Genomic DNA, 15,484 nt, shown 5'->3' with positions numbered 1-15,484 from the left:
GCCCTTTCAGCGTGCGGCCTTTCTTTCCTCTTTGCTGCGCCAGAGCCATAGGCCCTCCGACGTCAGCCAGATATCGAGCCCGAAATCCCGTTCGAGCTGCTCCCGTGTGGCATCGGACGGAAGCCAGCGGCACCAGCCATCCAGCAGGCGCTGATTGAGATCCGCCGCCGACGCGGCCTGCCAGGTCCATTCGATGGCGGCGTCGAGCATCGCCTCGAGCAGCGATGCCGCGGCGTCGACCCGATCGATGATGGGGAAATGCGCGGGTGCCACCGCCCGCGGCGCCAGCGCTACAATCCTCGCCAGGGTCGCGCGATAGGCAGCCGGATTGAACTGCGGCGGCGGCACCACCGGGACCATGAACAGGCTGCGCTGCTGGATGTAGCCGGGATAGCTCGCGCCAACGGCATCACCGGCGATCAGCACCGCGGATTCGACATCGAAGACGCTCAGGTGATGCCAGGCATGCCCCGGGGTGTGCAGTATCTCCAGTGGACGCTGGCCGACGAACAGCGTTTCGCCGTCATCCAGCGTCACCATGCGCTCGCGGGCCACCGGAGTGAGCGGTGCATACTCACGATCGAAGAATTCATCACCGTAGAGCGCCCGGACGCCCACCTCAAGCCGGCTGGGATCGGCCATGTGCTCGGCGCCCGAGGGATGGATGCCAAGCCGTGCGCTCGGTAACGCCTGCATCAGGGCACCGGCACCACCGGCATGATCGAGATGGACATGGGTGGGAATCACCCAGTCGACGGCATCCCGGGGGATATCCTGTCGGGAGAGCGCATCGAGAATACCGGGGACGCTGGCCCCGACGCCGGTATCGATGATGGCGGCGCGGCCGCCATGAGTGAGCAGATAGCAGGCGGTATGGCCGGCTCGCAGATACCCGGTGTCGCACCGCATGAGCCCCGGCGCGATTTCGGTGAGAGGATCCACTTTCGGACCGTCGCTCACTGCTCTCCTCCTCTGCACTTGACCCCGCCCGGCGGGCATCCAGTGGGGCTATTCGCGTTTTCCGGCGTAGCGCATCACGCCCCAGACCAGCAGCCCCGCGCCGGCGATCTTCATCACTGCGCCGGGCAGGAAAGGCAGCAGCCCGGCGGTGACGGCCTGGGACAGACTGCCCAGCCAAACAGCCAGCCAGCTCACGCCCAGCGCATATACCGCCAGGTTGCCGGCGGCCGCCGCGGCAACGGCCCGGATCGGATCTGCGCCCCAGCCGCGGCGCACGAGCTCACCGGCAATCCATGCCGCCGGCACCATACCCAGCAGATAACCGCCCGTCGGGCCGGCGAGATAGGCGGGGCCGCCGCCAGCCACGAAAACCGGCAGGCCGACAAGGCCCTGGCCGAGATAAGTCAGTACCGTTGCAGCGCCCAGGACAGGCCCGTAGACCATGCCGAGCGCCAGGACGACGAAAGTCTGCATGCTGAAGGGAACGGGCCAGAACGGGATCTGGACCCTTGCAGAGAGCGCCAGCAACAGCGTGCCGGCCAGTACGGAAACCACCTGACGAGTGAGGCTCTGCGATGCCCACTCATCAATCATCCACTGTGTTCTGGTTGCCATGACGCTCTCCGTGAAATCCGCCAGATTGAAAGGTAGCAGAGCCACGCCGATCCGTCAGCCATTGCGGCCATCGGATCGGCGGCATTAACCTTGCCGCCACTCGCGAACGGAGCACAAAGGAGAGCAATGATGGATCGTCGCGGATTTCTCAAGGGTGCGGGAACAGGTCTGGTGGCGGCGGGCGGTGTCAACGCACCTGCCGTCATAGCGCAACCGCGACGCTTCCGCATCAACCTGCTCACCTCCTGGCCCGCGGCCCTCGACAACCTCTATGGCACGGCCGAGTACTTCGCCCGGCGTATCGAGGAAATAACCGATGGCGACGTCCGCGTAAGGACCTCTCCGGGCGGGGCGGAGGTGGGCGCCCTGGAGGTCTACGACGCGGTCTCGAACGGTGCCTTCGAGGCCTGCCACACCGCGCCCTATTACTTTATTGGCAAGAATCCGGCCCATGGGTTCTTCACTGCGCTGCCTTTCGGCATGACGCTGGAACAACAGAACGCCTGGATGACCGGCGGCGATGGCCAGGCACTGTGGAATGAGCTCAACGCAAAGGACAATCTCATCGCCTTCCCCGGCGGCAATACCAGCGCCCAGTGCGGCGGTTGGTTCAACGTCGAAGTCAACAGCCCCGCCGATCTGCAGGGCCTGCGCATGCGCTTCCCCGGCCATGGCGGCCGGGTGATGGCGAAGGCCGGGGTCAACATCCAGCAGCTCCCCGGCGGCGAGGTGTTCACCGCGATGGAGCGCGGCGCACTGGATGCCGCCGAATGGGTCGGCCCCTACGATGACCAGATTCTGGGCATGCAGGATGTGGCGAAGTACTACTACCTGCCGAGCTGGGCCGAGCCTAGTGCCATGCTGGGCTTTTACTTCAACCTGGAGATCTGGAACACGTTCCCCACGGACATCCAGGCGCAGATCCAGGCCTGCTGTGCGGAGGCGAACAACTGGATGGCCGCGCAGTACCTGGCGAAGAACCCACTGGCCCTGGAGGAGCTCAAGGCGGCCGGCGTGGAGATCAAGCACTTCCCCGACTCGGTGCTGGAGGCCTTTGCCCAGGCGGCCACCGAGGTCAACGAGGAGGATATGGCCAACCCAGACTATGCGCGGATTTACGAGTCATGGTCGGCCTTCCTCGAGCGGCTCCGTGGCTGGGATCAGACCAACAGCTTCCGCTATCGCGAATTCATCTACAGGGATCGCGGCTAGACACTCAGCGGGGAGGCACCGGCGCTCATTCGGACGCGGGCGCCTCCCCTCAGCCGGCCAGACCCGGCAGCCAGGTCACCAGACCGGGGAAGGCCACGATCACCGCCAGCATGAGTAGCTGAATGGCGATGTACGGCAATATGCCCTGGTAAATCGTGCCGGTGGGCACGGCCGCCGGCGTGACCCCGCGTAGATAGAAAAGCGAGAAACCGAACGGTGGCGTGAGGAAAGAGGCCTGCAGGTTCATCGCGATGAGCACGGCAAACCAGACCGGGTTCAGGCCAAAGCTATCGGCGATGGGGGCAATCAGTGGCACGACGATGAAGGTGATCTCGATGAAATCGAGAAAGAAGCCGAGCACGAAGATCGTCAGCATCACAAAGAGAATGAAACTCATCTCGCCGCCGGGCAGGGCGAGGAGGAAATCCTCCACCAGCCACTTCCCACCCATGGCACTGAAGACAGTGGCGAAGACCGTGGCACCCACCAGAATGGTGAACACCATGGCCGTCAGGCGCACGGTGCTATCGGAAACCGAGAGCAGATTGCTGCCCGAGAGCTTGCCGTAGAAAAGCGCCAGCAGCGTAGCGCCCAACGCACCCATGGCGCCGGCCTCCGTGGGCGTCGCAATACCAAGGAAAATCGTGCCGAGCACCGCGCCCACCAGCGCGAGCGGGGGCACCAGGCAGCGCAGAACGGCCCGCCAGAGAGGGCCCGCCGCGCCTTCGTCGTCCGCCCCCGCCGGCAGCGCCGGCGCTGCCAGTGGCCGCCGCCAGGCCACAATAATCAGCCACGCCACATACGCGGCACCCAGCAGTAGGCCGGGCAGCAGCGCGCCGACAAACAGATCGCCGACATTCACCCCCATCTGGTCACCAAGGATGATGAGGACGATTGAGGGGGGAATGATCTGGCCGAGCGTACCGCTCGCGGCGATGGTGCCGGTGGCGAGTCGCTGGTCATAGCCGTACTTGAGCATCACCGGCAGCGCCAGCACGCCCATCGTGACCACGGATGCGCCGACCACGCCGGTGGCGGCCGCCAGAAGCATGCCGACAAGCACCACGGAAATCGCCAGCCCGCCCCGCAGTCGCCCGAACAGCCGCCCCATGGTCTGGAGCAGATCCTCGGCGAGCCCCGAGCGCTCCAGCATCGTGCCCATGAAAATGAAAAACGGCACCGCCACCAGTGTGTAGTTCTCCATGATCGAGCCGTACAGGCGCTGCGGCAGGACATTCAGGCGCGCGACCCGAAACAGGGGCTCCCATGGCAATGCCAGGCCGAGCGACGGCAGCCAGTCGCTGCCGAGCACCGTGAAGAGCAGCCCGGTGCCGGCCAGTGCGAAGGCCACCGGATAGCCGGTGAGCAGCAGCAAGAGCAGCACGGCGAACATCGCCAGCGGCATGAGTTCGATGAGCATCACGCCCGCTTCCCGCGCAGACGGGCGGCGGCCTTGATCGCCTGGCTGACACCCTGGAGCAGCAGCAGCGAGAAGCCGATGAGAATCATGGTCTTGATCGGATAGAGCGGCAATCCACCGGGATTGGGACTCACCTCGAGCCGGGACCAGGCCCGCGCCACATAATCGACACCGTAAATCAGCATCACCATGCAGAAGGGGATCAGGGCCATCAGCGCCCCCAGCAACTCGATCCAGGCCCGCAGGCGCGGACCGAATCGTGACTGCAGGATATCGACGCGAATATGCCCGTCATGGCGCAGCAGGTAGGCGCTGCCGAGCAGGAAGATCACGGCGAACGCCTGAATCTGCGCCTCCAGCAGGGCATTGGAGCTGAGCTGCATACCAAGCTGTGCACCGAGGTAGCGGCCAATCACATTGACCACGCCCACAACGACCAGCAACAGGGCCACCCAGCGCAGCCCCTGGCCCACCCGGTCGCTGAGGGTGTCGATCCATTCACTAAGGCGCAGCAGTGGGTCCATGAGGTGGCGGAGTATGGCCAAGCCGATCGCGGGGGGCAAGCGGGCTTACCACGCCTCTTCCATCGCCTGCACCAGCCTTGCCGCGGGCAACACGACGGGATTGCCCTTCATGGAGGACGAGCCGGCGGCGGCCTCGGCGATAGCCGCGAGCGATGATGATTCCAGGCCAGCGGTACCCAGTCCGGGCAAACCCTTGGCGCGCGACCAGGCGGCGAGGCGATCAATGGCCTCGTCGCTGCCACAGGCAAGCGCGCCCGCGATCCACTGCTCTACCTCATGGATCCGCGTGGCCACCGAGCCCTGAACCACCTCACGATTGGCTCTCAGGACCGGCGGCAGCAACGCGCCGGCGATCGCGCCATGCGGCATATCCGTCACGCCGCCCAGGGGGCCGGCCAGACCATGGACTGCACCCAGTTTTGCGTTGGCGAGCGCGAGGCCACCACTGAGGCTGACCCAGGCCATGTCATCGCGAGCAGCGGGATCCTCATCCGTCATCAGGCGCACCAGGGCCTGCAGACCAACCGGAATGGCCTCGCGGCAGAGGGCATCGGTGAAGCGGTTGGCCTGACAGCTGATATACGGTTCGATCACCTGCGTAATGGCGTCAAGGCCACTCGCCAGCGTGACATGCCGCGGCGTGGCATCGGTCAATGCGGGATCCACGATGGCCGTTGCCGGCAGCAGTCTCGGGTCGCGCAGCGAGACCTTGCGCCTGGCCGACGGCACGTCGATGACCGCATTGCGGGTCGCCTCAGTGCCAGTCCCGGCGGTTGTCGGCACCGCCACGAAGGGCAACGGCTCAGCATCCAGCGTCTGCCCTCCCCCCACGACCTCAAGGTAGTCGATCACCTCACCATGAGCCGGAATCAATCCGGCGACGGCCTTGGCCATGTCAATCACCGATCCGCCGCCGAGGCCGACGACGACGTCGGCATTGACCTCCCGCCCCAGCGCGACCCCCTGTTCGATCAGCCCGACGTCGGGCTCGCGCGGGCAGGCGATCCCCCATGGCTTGCGGCCGACCGCATCAAGGGCCTGTATGAGCCAATCCGCCCGCCCCGCGCAGGCGCCATGCACGAGCAGAGGCCGCTCGCCGAGTGCCATGGCGGCATCAGCGGTCGCTCCGGCCGCCCCGCGACCGAAACGGATATTGCGGGGGAGGAACAGGCCGAACGTTGCGCTCATTGAGGAACTCCATGGGATTCAGGGGCAATCCCGCTATCGTCGCAGCCGTGACGTCCGCCGTCCATGCTGTGCCGCGCGCCATCTCGGTGCACTGCCTGCATGCCTTGTCCAGCATGGTGCATTCGTGACATAACGGACAGGCGATCGTATGACGCGGGCCGGCCAGGAGGAGGAGAGTCCCGTGTTGGCATGAGCCTTGCGTTATCAACGGTTGCCACGATGGCTTTGCACAACCTCGATGCAATAGGGGAAGCAGTGATGAAGAAGACGATCATAACCATGGGCCTTGCCGCCACGGGGCTGCTGGCTCTGGGTGGACAGGCCCAGGCCTCAACGCTGGAAGATGTCCGCGATGCAGGTCAGCTGCGCTGCGGCGTGAGCAACGGCCTGCCCGGATTCTCGCAGCCCGATAGCGACGGCAACTGGGCCGGGCTGGACGTTGACACCTGCCGGGCGGTGGCCGCTGCCGTGCTGGGCGATGCCGACGCGGTGGAGTTCATCCCGCTGACGGCGGCCGAGCGTTTCACGGCGCTCCAGTCCGGCGAGATCGACGTGCTCTCGCGCAACACCACCTGGACCACCACCCGGGATGCCTCGCTGGGGCTCAATTTCACCGGCACCAACTACTACGACGGCCAGGGCTTTCTGGTCAAAGAGGCCCTCGGTGTCGACAGTGCCTATGACCTGGACGGCGCGGCGGTCTGCACCCAGGCCGGCACCACGACCGAGCTCAACCTCGCCGACTTCTTCCGTGCCAACGACATGGACTACGAGGCCGTGGTGTTCGACACCTCGGAGGGCAGTGCCCAGGGGTTCGACAACAACCGCTGCGACATCCTCACCTCCGATACCTCTCAGCTGGCCGCACTGCGCACACAGCTGAGCGATCCGGACTCCGCAGTGATCCTCCCCGAGGTGATCTCCAAGGAGCCGCTCGGGCCGGTGGTACGCCAGGGTGACGACGAGTGGTTCAACGTCGTGAAGTGGGTCCTGTTCGGGCAGATCAATGCCGAGGAGTATGGCGTCGACTCGAGCAATGTCGAGGAGATGACCGACTCCAACAACCCGAACGTCCAGCGCATCCTCGGTGCGGATGGCAACATGGGCGAGATCCTCGGGCTCGACGATGACTTCATGGTCGAGGTGATCAGCGAGGTGGGCAACTACGGCGAGATGTTCAACCGCAACGTCGGGCCGGATACGCCGGTCGGCCTGAGCCGCGGCGTCAACGCGCTCTGGACTGACGGTGGCATCCTCTACGCACCGCCGTTCCGGTAAGCCAGACGCCAGACTCTGATCGCCGGGCGGAGCCGGACATGTCCGGTTCCGCCCTCTCCTGAAACCCATCAGCGGAACAGGGCGGCACAATGACCACCGATCCGCGGCCGCTTCGACCCGGACGCCCAAAACCCTGGAATGACCCGCGGGTCCGCTCCGTGGTCTTCCAGATCCTTGCCATTGCCGGTGTGGCATGGATCGGCTACAGCCTGTTCCAGAACACCGTCAACAACATGGAAAGCCGCGGCATCACCACCGGCTTTGGCTTTCTCAATGAAACCGCCGGCTTCGGCATCATCATGAGTCTCATCCCCTACGACGAGACCATGAGTTATGGCCGGACCTTCCTGGTCGGGCTCGCCAACACCCTGCTTGTCTCCGGACTGGGCATTCTGCTGGCCACCATCGTGGGCTTCATCGTTGGCATCGCACGGCTGTCCAGCAACTGGCTGGTGGCCAAGGTCGCGCTGGGCTACATCGAGATATTCCGGAATATCCCGCTGCTGCTGCAGATCTTTTTCTGGTACTTCGCGGTCCTGGGCGCCCTGCCGGGTCCCCGACAGGCCGTGAACGTGGGTGATATCGCGTTCATGAGCAACCGCGGCATCGTCCTGCCCAAACCGATCTTCGAGCCTGGCGCCTGGGTGATGGGCGCGGGGCTGCTGGTCGCCCTGGCGATCACCGTGGTCCTGGCCGTCTGGGCGCGACGCCGGCAGGCGGCCACCGGGCGCATTTTCCCGGTGCTGCCCATCTCACTCGTCCTCATTCCGGGCCTGCCGCTGCTCGGCTACCTGCTCATGGGCGGGCCGGTGAGCTGGGACATCCCGGCGCTGGGCGGATTCAATTTCCGCGGCGGCATCACGGCGATCCCCGAGCTGGGCGCCCTGCTACTGGCGCTTACGCTCTATACGGCTTCCTTCATTGCCGAGATCGTGCGCTCGGGCATCGTCTCGGTCAGCAGCGGACAGACCGAGGCGGCACTGGCGCTGGGACTGCCGGCGCGGCGGGTACTGCGTCTGGTGGTTATCCCGCAGGCCCTGCGGGTCATCATCCCGCCGCTCACCAGCCAGTACCTGAACCTGACCAAGAACTCGTCGCTGGCGGTGGCCATCGGCTATCCCGATCTGGTGAACGTGTTCATGGGGACAACGCTCAATCAGACCGGTCAGGCGGTGGAGATCGTGGCCATCACCATGGCCGTCTACCTGACCATCAGCCTGGCGATCTCGCTGCTCATGAATCTCTACAACCGCGCGGTTGCGCTCAAGGAGCGATAGGACGATGGCAACGCACCAGGCATCGCCCGACCTGCCGCCGCCGCCCACCCAACGTGGCCTGCTGCGGTGGCTGCGGGAAAACCTGTTCTCCACCTGGTACAACAGTCTGCTGACGGTGGCGATCGGTTACTGGCTGATCACCACTTTCGTCCCACTGATCAACTGGGCGTTCATTCAGGCGGTTTTCACCGGTAGCGGCGCCGACGCCTGCAACCCGGATGGTGCCTGCTGGGTGTTCGTCGAGCAGCGCCTGGGCTTTTTCATCTATGGTTTCTACCCGGCAGAGATGCGCTGGCGCCCGAACGTTGTCTTTGCGCTGTTCGCCCTCAGTGTGGTGCCGCAGTTCCTGCCGCTGCCGGCGCAGGTCCGCAAGTGGTTGGCGATTTTCGGCATCACCGGACTGCCGGTGGCCGCCTACGTGCTGATCTCGGGCGGATATTTCGGCCTGGAGTCCGTGCCCACCTCGCGTTGGGGCGGGCTGATGCTCACGCTCATCCTCGCCTATGTCGGCATCCTCGCCGCGCTGCCCATCGGCATCCTCCTCGCACTCGGCCGGCGCTCGGAGATGCCCGTGATCCGCGGCATCTGCGTGGTGTTCATTGAATTCTGGCGGGCGGTGCCGCTGATCACCATTCTTTTCATGGCTTCGGTCATGCTGCCACTGTTCCTGCCCGACGGCGTGACCTTCGACAAGCTCCTGCGGGCGCTGGTCGGCATCACGCTGTTCCAGTCGGCCTACATGGCCGAGGTTGTGCGCGGTGGACTTCAGGCCATCCCCCGGGGACAGTACGAGGCTGCGGAAGCGCTGGGACTTGGCTACTGGCGCCGCATGCGGCTCATCATCCTGCCCCAGGCGCTGAAGATCGTGATTCCGGGTATTGCCAATACGGTCATTTCGCTATTCAAGGACACTACGCTGGTGCTGATCATCGGGCTGTTCGACCTGCTCGGGGCGGTCAAGTCCACGCTCAGCGACCCGGCGTGGAACAATGTGATGGCCGAGGGCTATCTGTTCGTGGCCTTCTGCTTCTGGGTCTTCTGTTTTGGCATGTCACGCTACAGCCATCGCCTTGAGAAACAGCTGGAAACCGGTCACGGGAACTAAGGGAGAGGGGTCGAGCATGCATGAGACGGGCGCACCACTCGAAACCGAGTCCATCACATCGCCGGTGGAGTCGACGGCACGGGATGAGGCCATCATCCAGGTGGAGGACCTCAACAAATGGTTCGGGGAATTCCACGTGCTCAAGTCACTGAATCTGGACGTGCGCAAGGGCGAGCGGATTGTCATCTGCGGCCCCTCGGGATCGGGCAAGTCCACCTTCATCCGCTGCATCAATCATCTGGAGGCCCATCAGCGCGGGCGCATCGTGGTCGACGGCGTGGAGCTGAATGAGGACGTCAAGAACATCGAGGCGATCCGGCGCGAGGTCGGCATGGTCTTCCAGCACTTCAACCTCTTCCCCCACCTCAGTGTGCTGGAGAACTGCCTGCTCGCACCCATCTGGGTGCGCAAGACGCCCCGCGGTGAAGCCATCGAGACGGCCATGCACTACCTGGAACGGGTGCGTATCCCGGACCAGGCCCACAAGTATCCCGGACAGCTCTCCGGAGGCCAGCAACAACGCGTCGCCATTGCCCGTGCGCTGTGCATGCAGCCCAAGATCATGCTGTTCGACGAACCCACCTCGGCGCTGGACCCGGAGATGATCAAGGAGGTCCTCGATGTCATGGTGGAACTCGCCGGCAGTGGCATGACCATGCTCTGTGTCACGCACGAGATGGGGTTTGCGAAGACCGTCGCCGACCGCGTCATCTTCATGGACGGCGGTGAAATCGTCGAGACGGCGGCACCGGGTGATTTCTTCACCAACCCGCAACAGCCTCGCACACGGGAATTCCTCGAACAGATCCTCCAGCACTAGTCCGGCATCGGCCAAAAACTATGAATAGGGCGTCAGGGCTGATATACGTCAGTCCGCAGGCGGCGATGGCGGCCGTGAGCAAAGGATTGTGGAATGAGACGTGCACTGGTTATCGATCCCGATCCCACGGAGCAGCACCGGGTCAGTCAGATTCTCTTCAATCTCTGGCCTCAGATCGATCTGGCAACGGCCATGGGGCTGAAAGATGGCCATGCCCGGCTCGGTCAGTACATGCCGGGTCTGCTGGTAACGGACTTCTACCTGCCGGATGGCTCAGGACTGGAGCTGATCGAGCAGACGCTGGCGCTGTACCCGGAAGCTGCACGCGTGTTGATCACCCGGCACGATGACGATGCCCATATCCGGGCCGCGCTCCGGCACGGTATCGATGGCTATATCCTCAAGGATCAGGGCGATGCCGGTATCAAGCGCCTGCTGGCGGGCATCGCCAAGGGCGAACCGGGGCTTTCACCGGAGATCACCCGGCAGATCCTGCGCCAGTTCCAGCGCGCGGAGACTCAGGATGGAGCGGGTGACGGCGTATGGCAATCCACTGTCGAGACCGCCGGCCTCACCCGCCGCGAGGTCGAGGTCCTCAAACTGCTCTCCCAGGGATGGGATCGGCATCGGGTCGGCGAAGCGCTGGCCATTCGGCCATCAACAGTCGCCGGCCACATCAAGGCGATCTATCTCAAGCTCAACGTGTCGACCCGGGCAGAGGCCACCCTGGCGGCCGTGAAAATGGGGCTGATCAACCTCGAGACCTAGGTCACTCCCGGCCGGCGGCTTCGAGCAGATCAGGATTGCCAGCCAGCGCCGCGAGGCTGATCCCCGCCAGAAAGCTCTGAATCTGGCCCGAGAGCTCGGCCCAGAGATCATGCGTGAGGCAGCGATCGCCCAGGTCACAGTCCTCCTCGCCCCCGCAAGCCGTGGCATCGACTGGCTGTTCAACCGCCAGAATAACGTCGGCAATGCTGATCTCTTCGGGTAACCGCGCCAGGCAATATCCGCCCCCCGGCCCGCGCACGCCTCGCACCAGGCCATGGCGGCGCAACTGCGCGAAAAGCTGCTCGAGGTAGGAAAGGGAGAGATTCTGTCGGCGGGAGATATCCGCCAGCGCGACCGGCCCTCTATCCTGATGCAGGGCCAGGTCCATGATGGTCGTGACTGAATACCGTCCCTTGGTGGAAAGCCGCATGGCAGAGCGCGCTACACCGCCCAGCGTCGTGCCAGTGGGCGATCCTGACCCCAGCCATCCTCATCGACCGGGAAACCATGCCCCTCGCCCAGACAGTACAGCAGCCAGCGGTTGAGAAAGCGATTGGCGGCCCAGCGCCAGGCCAGCGTGCCGCCCGCATGCTGCGGTTCCGCCGGCGGAATCGATGCCGATGGCGACGCGCTTGCCATGAGCACTTCGGCGACCCGGGCATCGTGATAGATACGCACCTTTAGATCGGGCAGCGCCTCCTCGCCACGATGGCGCGGGAACCGATGCGTCAGCAGAAGGCTGGTCGTGTACGGACAGCGCTCGATGACCTCGAGATGCAGATCGGGCCCGCGGTCCACGCTGGAAACCTGGGCATCCCGCCTGCCGTCGAGCTGGGGCACCAGCCGGCGCAGATAAATGTAGTTGTTCTCGTAGAGCTCCATGAGTGCCGCGAAACTGCCCTGCACCGGAAGCTCTGGAGTGGTGTTCGTTGCCTGCATGACCATGGGTGAATCCTAGCACACGCCAGGTGCGGTTCTGAGCGTTGAGACTGGCATTCCGCGGGGGAATTTAATACAGTCGCCGCGGCAGTTGACGGGTTTGGATGATCATGGCGGCGATCTCTTCAATGGACATCGTTGTCGTATCAGAGAAGGGCAGCTTTTCCTGGTGGAACAGGCCCTCCGCCCGGACCGTTTCATACTGGCACTGCCGCAGCGACGCATATCGCGTGTCCGGTCGTCGCTCGGCGCGAATCTGGGCCAGGCGCTCCGGACGGATGGTGAGGGCATAGAGATGGTCACGATGCGGGCGCAGGACCTCCGGCAACCGGCCGCTCAGCAAGTCGTCGTCGGTCAGCGGATAGTTGGCTGCGAACAGCCCGTAATGGAGCGCCATATAGATACAGGTCGGCGTTTTCCCGCAACGCGACACTCCCACCAGAATGACATCCGCCTGTTCGTAATGCCGCACGACCGCGCCGTCATCCGCCGACAGGGCGTAGTTCATGGCATCGATTCGCAGATTGTAGGCACCCGGGTCGGCCATGCCATGGCTCTGCCCGACGGTATGGCTCGACTCCATGCCGAGCTCGCTCTCCAGCGGGCCGATGAACGTATCGAAGAAATCGAGCACCACGGCATTCACGCGACGCAGCCGATTGCGCAGCCCGGCATCGATAATCGTGCTGAACACGATGGGACGCGCACCCGTCGCCCGCCCGGCGGCCTCGATGCGCTCAATCGCGGCGTCCACCGCCTCGGGGCTGTCGGTGAACGGCAGGCTGACCGGCCTGCAGTCCAGGGAGAACTGGGTCAGAAGGCTATGACCGAGGGTCTCGGCGGTAATGCCGGTCCGGTCGGAGACAAAGAAAACGCTTCGATCGGGCTCCATGACACCTTTCAACCAGGCTATCCAACATTAACCCCCAGTGTACCGGGGTCAGCATAATCTTGAACGGGAGAGCGCAAGTGAGCGAGTACGTAGTGTGGTTCGAGTCCCTCGGCATGAACGACGTCGAGCATGTCGGGGGCAAGAACGCCTCACTCGGTGAGATGATCAGTAACCTGGCGGATGCCGGTGTCCAGGTGCCGGGCGGGTTCGCAACCACGGCGCAGGCTTATTGGGATTTCCTCGATGAGAGCGGCCTGCGCCCGAAAATCGAAGCCGAACTCGCTGGCCTCGACGTCGAGGATGTCCGTGCGCTTGCCAGGGCCGGTGCACGAATCCGCCAGATGATCGTCGACACGCCCTTCCCCGGTCGGCTGCATGACGAGATCACCGGGGCCTGGGAGCAGCTGCTCGCCCGCACCGGCAAGACCGATCTCGCCGTCGCGGTGCGCTCCTCCGCCACCGCCGAGGACCTGCCGGATGCCTCCTTCGCGGGCCAGCAGGAGACCTTCCTCAACGTCCGCGGCCTGGACAACGTCCTGCGGACCATCCGCGACGTGTTCGCTTCACTGTTCAACGACCGGGCGATCTCCTACCGCGTCCATCATGGGTTTGAACATGATCAGGTCGCCCTGTCGGCGGGCATCCAGGAGATGGTGCGATCGGACACCGGCGCCTCTGGCGTGATGTTCACCATGGACACCGAATCCGGATTCCGGGACGTGGTGTTCGTCACCGCCTCCTACGGCCTCGGCGAGACCGTGGTACAGGGCTCGGTCAACCCGGATGAGTTCTACGTCCACAAATCCACGCTCGAGGCGGGCAGGCCCGCCGTGCTGCGCCGCATACTCGGCGAGAAGGCCATCAAGATGGTCTACGACACCGATCCGCAGAGCGACGAGACGGTCTCGGTGGTGGAAACGCCCGACGAAGACCGCATGCGCTTCTGCCTGACCGATACCGAGGTGGAGTCGCTTGGCCGTCAGGCCATGACCATCGAGGCCCACTACGGCCGGCCGATGGACATTGAGTGGGGCAAGGATGGCGAGACCGGGCGTCTTTTCATCCTTCAGGCACGCCCCGAGACCGTGAAGAGCCGCGACGGCGGACAGAGCCTCAAGCGCTATCAGCTGCACGAACGCGGTCAGGTTCTCATCGAAGGTCGCGCCATCGGCCAGCGCATCGGCGCGGGCCGGGCCCGCGTGGTCGACTCCATTGATGACATGCACACGGTAGAGGCCGGCGACGTGCTGGTCACGGACATGACGGACCCCGACTGGGAGCCGATCATGAAACGCGCCTCCGCCATCGTCACCAACCGGGGCGGCCGGACCTGTCATGCCGCGATCATCGCCCGCGAGCTGGGCATCCCGGCCGTGGTGGGGACCGGCGCCGGCACCGAACGCGTCCGTGACGGCATGGAGGTCACCGTCTCCTGCGCCGAGGGGGATACCGGCTACATCTATCGCGGTATCCAGGACTATGAGGTCCGCGAGATCGCCCTGGGCAACATGCCTGAGCTGCCATTCAAGATCATGATGAATGTCGGCAACCCGGACCGGGCCTTCGACTTCGCTCAGTTGCCCAACGCCGGCATCGGCCTGGCGCGGCTGGAGTTCATCATCAACCGAATGATCGGCATCCACCCACGCGCCCTGCTCGAATACGACCGCCAGCCGGAGGATCTCAAGGCGGTGATCGACAACCAGATCAGCGGTTATGACGATCCGGTGAGCTTCTACGTCGACAAGCTCGCTGAAGGCATCAGCACGCTGGCTGCGAGCTTTGCCGATAAGCCGGTGATCGTGCGCATGTCCGACTTCAAGTCCAACGAGTACGCCAACCTGATCGGCGGTGCCGCGTACGAGCCCGAGGAAGAGAATCCGATGATCGGCTTCCGCGGCGCATCGCGCTACATCTCCAAGGACTTCCGGCCCTGCTTCGAGCTTGAGTGCCAGGCATTGCGCCGCGTGCGCGACGAAATGGGCCTGACCAACGTCTGGATCATGATCCCGTTCGTGCGCACGCCGGACGAGGGCCGGCAAGTGGTGGAGCTGCTGGCGCAGAACGGTCTTGAGAAGGGTAAGGACGGCCTCAAGGTCATCATGATGTGCGAGCTGCCTTCCAACGCCGTCCTCGCAGACGAATTCCTGGAGATCTTCGATGGCTACTCCATTGGATCCAACGATCTCACCCAGCTGACGCTGGGACTGGATCGCGACTCCGGCCTGGTGGCGCATCTGTTCGAAGAGCGTGATCCCGCAGTGAAGGCGCTGTTGCACATGGCCATCCAGGCGGCACGCCGCGCGAATAAGTATGTCGGCATCTGTGGCCAGGGCCCCTCGGATCATCCGGACCTGGCGCGCTGGCTGATGGAGGAAGGCATCGACAGCGTCTCGCTCAACCCGGACAGCGTGGTTGAGACCTGGCTGTACCTGGGCGAGGACGCGCAGGAGGCCTGAGTCGGCCGAACCATGCTTGAGAGCGAA

15 protein-coding genes are annotated in these 15,484 nt (G+C 64.4%); 7 read left to right on the top strand and 8 right to left on the bottom strand.

The features are described 5' to 3' along the window. Nucleotides 1-6 precede the first annotated feature (6 nt). Nucleotides 7-960 (bottom strand): MBL fold metallo-hydrolase, encoded by a 954-nt coding sequence (locus tag V6X30_RS02825; RefSeq protein ID WP_367983119.1) that lies wholly within the window; start codon nt 958-960, stop codon nt 7-9. Nucleotides 961-1,008: 48 nt separating this feature from the next. Beyond that, a complete protein-coding gene (locus V6X30_RS02820; protein WP_367983118.1) occupies nt 1,009-1,575 on the bottom strand; it encodes a biotin transporter BioY in 567 nt (188 codons plus the stop codon). 126 nt (nt 1,576-1,701) lie between these two features. Here V6X30_RS02820 and V6X30_RS02815 point away from each other — a divergent pair, with 126 nt between their 5' ends. Then, a complete protein-coding gene (locus V6X30_RS02815; RefSeq protein ID WP_367983117.1) occupies nt 1,702-2,787 on the top strand; it encodes a TRAP transporter substrate-binding protein in 1,086 nt (361 codons plus the stop codon). Nucleotides 2,788-2,836: 49 nt separating this feature from the next. On the opposite strand, the gene V6X30_RS02810 is transcribed toward V6X30_RS02815, so the two are convergent. From V6X30_RS02810 to V6X30_RS02800, 3 genes are read right to left on the bottom strand one after another with little or no spacing between them, the layout of a single operon-like run. Then, nucleotides 2,837-4,207, bottom strand: a complete 1,371-nt coding sequence (locus tag V6X30_RS02810) for a TRAP transporter large permease (RefSeq protein ID WP_367984526.1) — start codon at nt 4,205-4,207, stop codon at nt 2,837-2,839. Continuing rightward, nucleotides 4,207-4,752, bottom strand: a complete 546-nt coding sequence (locus tag V6X30_RS02805) for a TRAP transporter small permease subunit (protein WP_367983116.1) — start codon at nt 4,750-4,752, stop codon at nt 4,207-4,209. The genes V6X30_RS02810 and V6X30_RS02805 overlap by 1 nt, the downstream gene beginning before the upstream one ends. Before the next feature lie 24 nt (nt 4,753-4,776). After that, nucleotides 4,777-5,919 (bottom strand): iron-containing alcohol dehydrogenase, encoded by a 1,143-nt coding sequence (locus V6X30_RS02800; RefSeq protein ID WP_367983115.1) that lies wholly within the window; start codon nt 5,917-5,919, stop codon nt 4,777-4,779. A gap of 258 nt (nt 5,920-6,177) precedes the next feature. On the opposite strand from V6X30_RS02800, the gene V6X30_RS02795 reads away from it, so the two are divergent. From V6X30_RS02795 to V6X30_RS02775, 5 genes are all read left to right on the top strand, one after another. Then, complete coding sequence (locus V6X30_RS02795; RefSeq protein ID WP_367983114.1) at nt 6,178-7,197, top strand: amino acid ABC transporter substrate-binding protein; 1,020 nt, start codon at nt 6,178-6,180, stop codon at nt 7,195-7,197. A gap of 89 nt (nt 7,198-7,286) precedes the next feature. Next, nucleotides 7,287-8,474: an amino acid ABC transporter permease gene (locus V6X30_RS02790; protein WP_367983113.1), complete on the top strand. Its 1,188-nt coding sequence runs from the start codon at nt 7,287-7,289 to the stop codon at nt 8,472-8,474. A 4-nt stretch (nt 8,475-8,478) separates the two neighbouring features. Then, nucleotides 8,479-9,579, top strand: a complete 1,101-nt coding sequence (locus tag V6X30_RS02785; protein ID WP_367983112.1) for an amino acid ABC transporter permease — start codon at nt 8,479-8,481, stop codon at nt 9,577-9,579. A gap of 16 nt (nt 9,580-9,595) precedes the next feature. Next, nucleotides 9,596-10,399, top strand: coding sequence for an amino acid ABC transporter ATP-binding protein (locus V6X30_RS02780; RefSeq protein ID WP_456242964.1), 804 nt, complete (start codon nt 9,596-9,598; stop codon nt 10,397-10,399). A 93-nt stretch (nt 10,400-10,492) separates the two neighbouring features. Continuing rightward, nucleotides 10,493-11,167 carry a response regulator gene (locus V6X30_RS02775; RefSeq protein ID WP_367983111.1) on the top strand — a complete coding sequence of 225 codons (675 nt, stop codon included), beginning with the start codon at nt 10,493-10,495 and terminating at the stop codon, nt 11,165-11,167. Between the two features lies 1 nt (nt 11,168). On the opposite strand, the gene V6X30_RS02770 is transcribed toward V6X30_RS02775, so the two are convergent. The 3 genes from V6X30_RS02770 to ppsR all read right to left on the bottom strand — a co-directional run bounded on the left by V6X30_RS02770 (nt 11,169) and on the right by ppsR (nt 12,998). Then, complete coding sequence (locus tag V6X30_RS02770) at nt 11,169-11,597, bottom strand: Rrf2 family transcriptional regulator (RefSeq protein ID WP_367983110.1); 429 nt, start codon at nt 11,595-11,597, stop codon at nt 11,169-11,171. A gap of 11 nt (nt 11,598-11,608) precedes the next feature. Further along, complete coding sequence (locus V6X30_RS02765; RefSeq protein ID WP_367983109.1) at nt 11,609-12,106, bottom strand: DUF1249 domain-containing protein; 498 nt, start codon at nt 12,104-12,106, stop codon at nt 11,609-11,611. Nucleotides 12,107-12,176: 70 nt separating this feature from the next. After that, nucleotides 12,177-12,998: a posphoenolpyruvate synthetase regulatory kinase/phosphorylase PpsR gene (gene ppsR, locus V6X30_RS02760; protein ID WP_367984524.1), complete on the bottom strand. Its 822-nt coding sequence runs from the start codon at nt 12,996-12,998 to the stop codon at nt 12,177-12,179. Between the two features lie 77 nt (nt 12,999-13,075). On the opposite strand from ppsR, the gene ppsA reads away from it, so the two are divergent. Next, nucleotides 13,076-15,457, top strand: coding sequence for a phosphoenolpyruvate synthase (gene ppsA, locus V6X30_RS02755; protein WP_367983108.1), 2,382 nt, complete (start codon nt 13,076-13,078; stop codon nt 15,455-15,457). Nucleotides 15,458-15,484 lie beyond the last annotated feature (27 nt).

This window comes from Spiribacter sp. 1M189 (assembly GCF_040838345.1).
GTDB lineage: Bacteria > Pseudomonadota > Gammaproteobacteria > Nitrococcales > Nitrococcaceae > Spiribacter > Spiribacter insolitus.
Note: the sequence above shows the minus strand (reverse complement) of the source record. Positions and strands in the feature narration are given on the sequence as shown.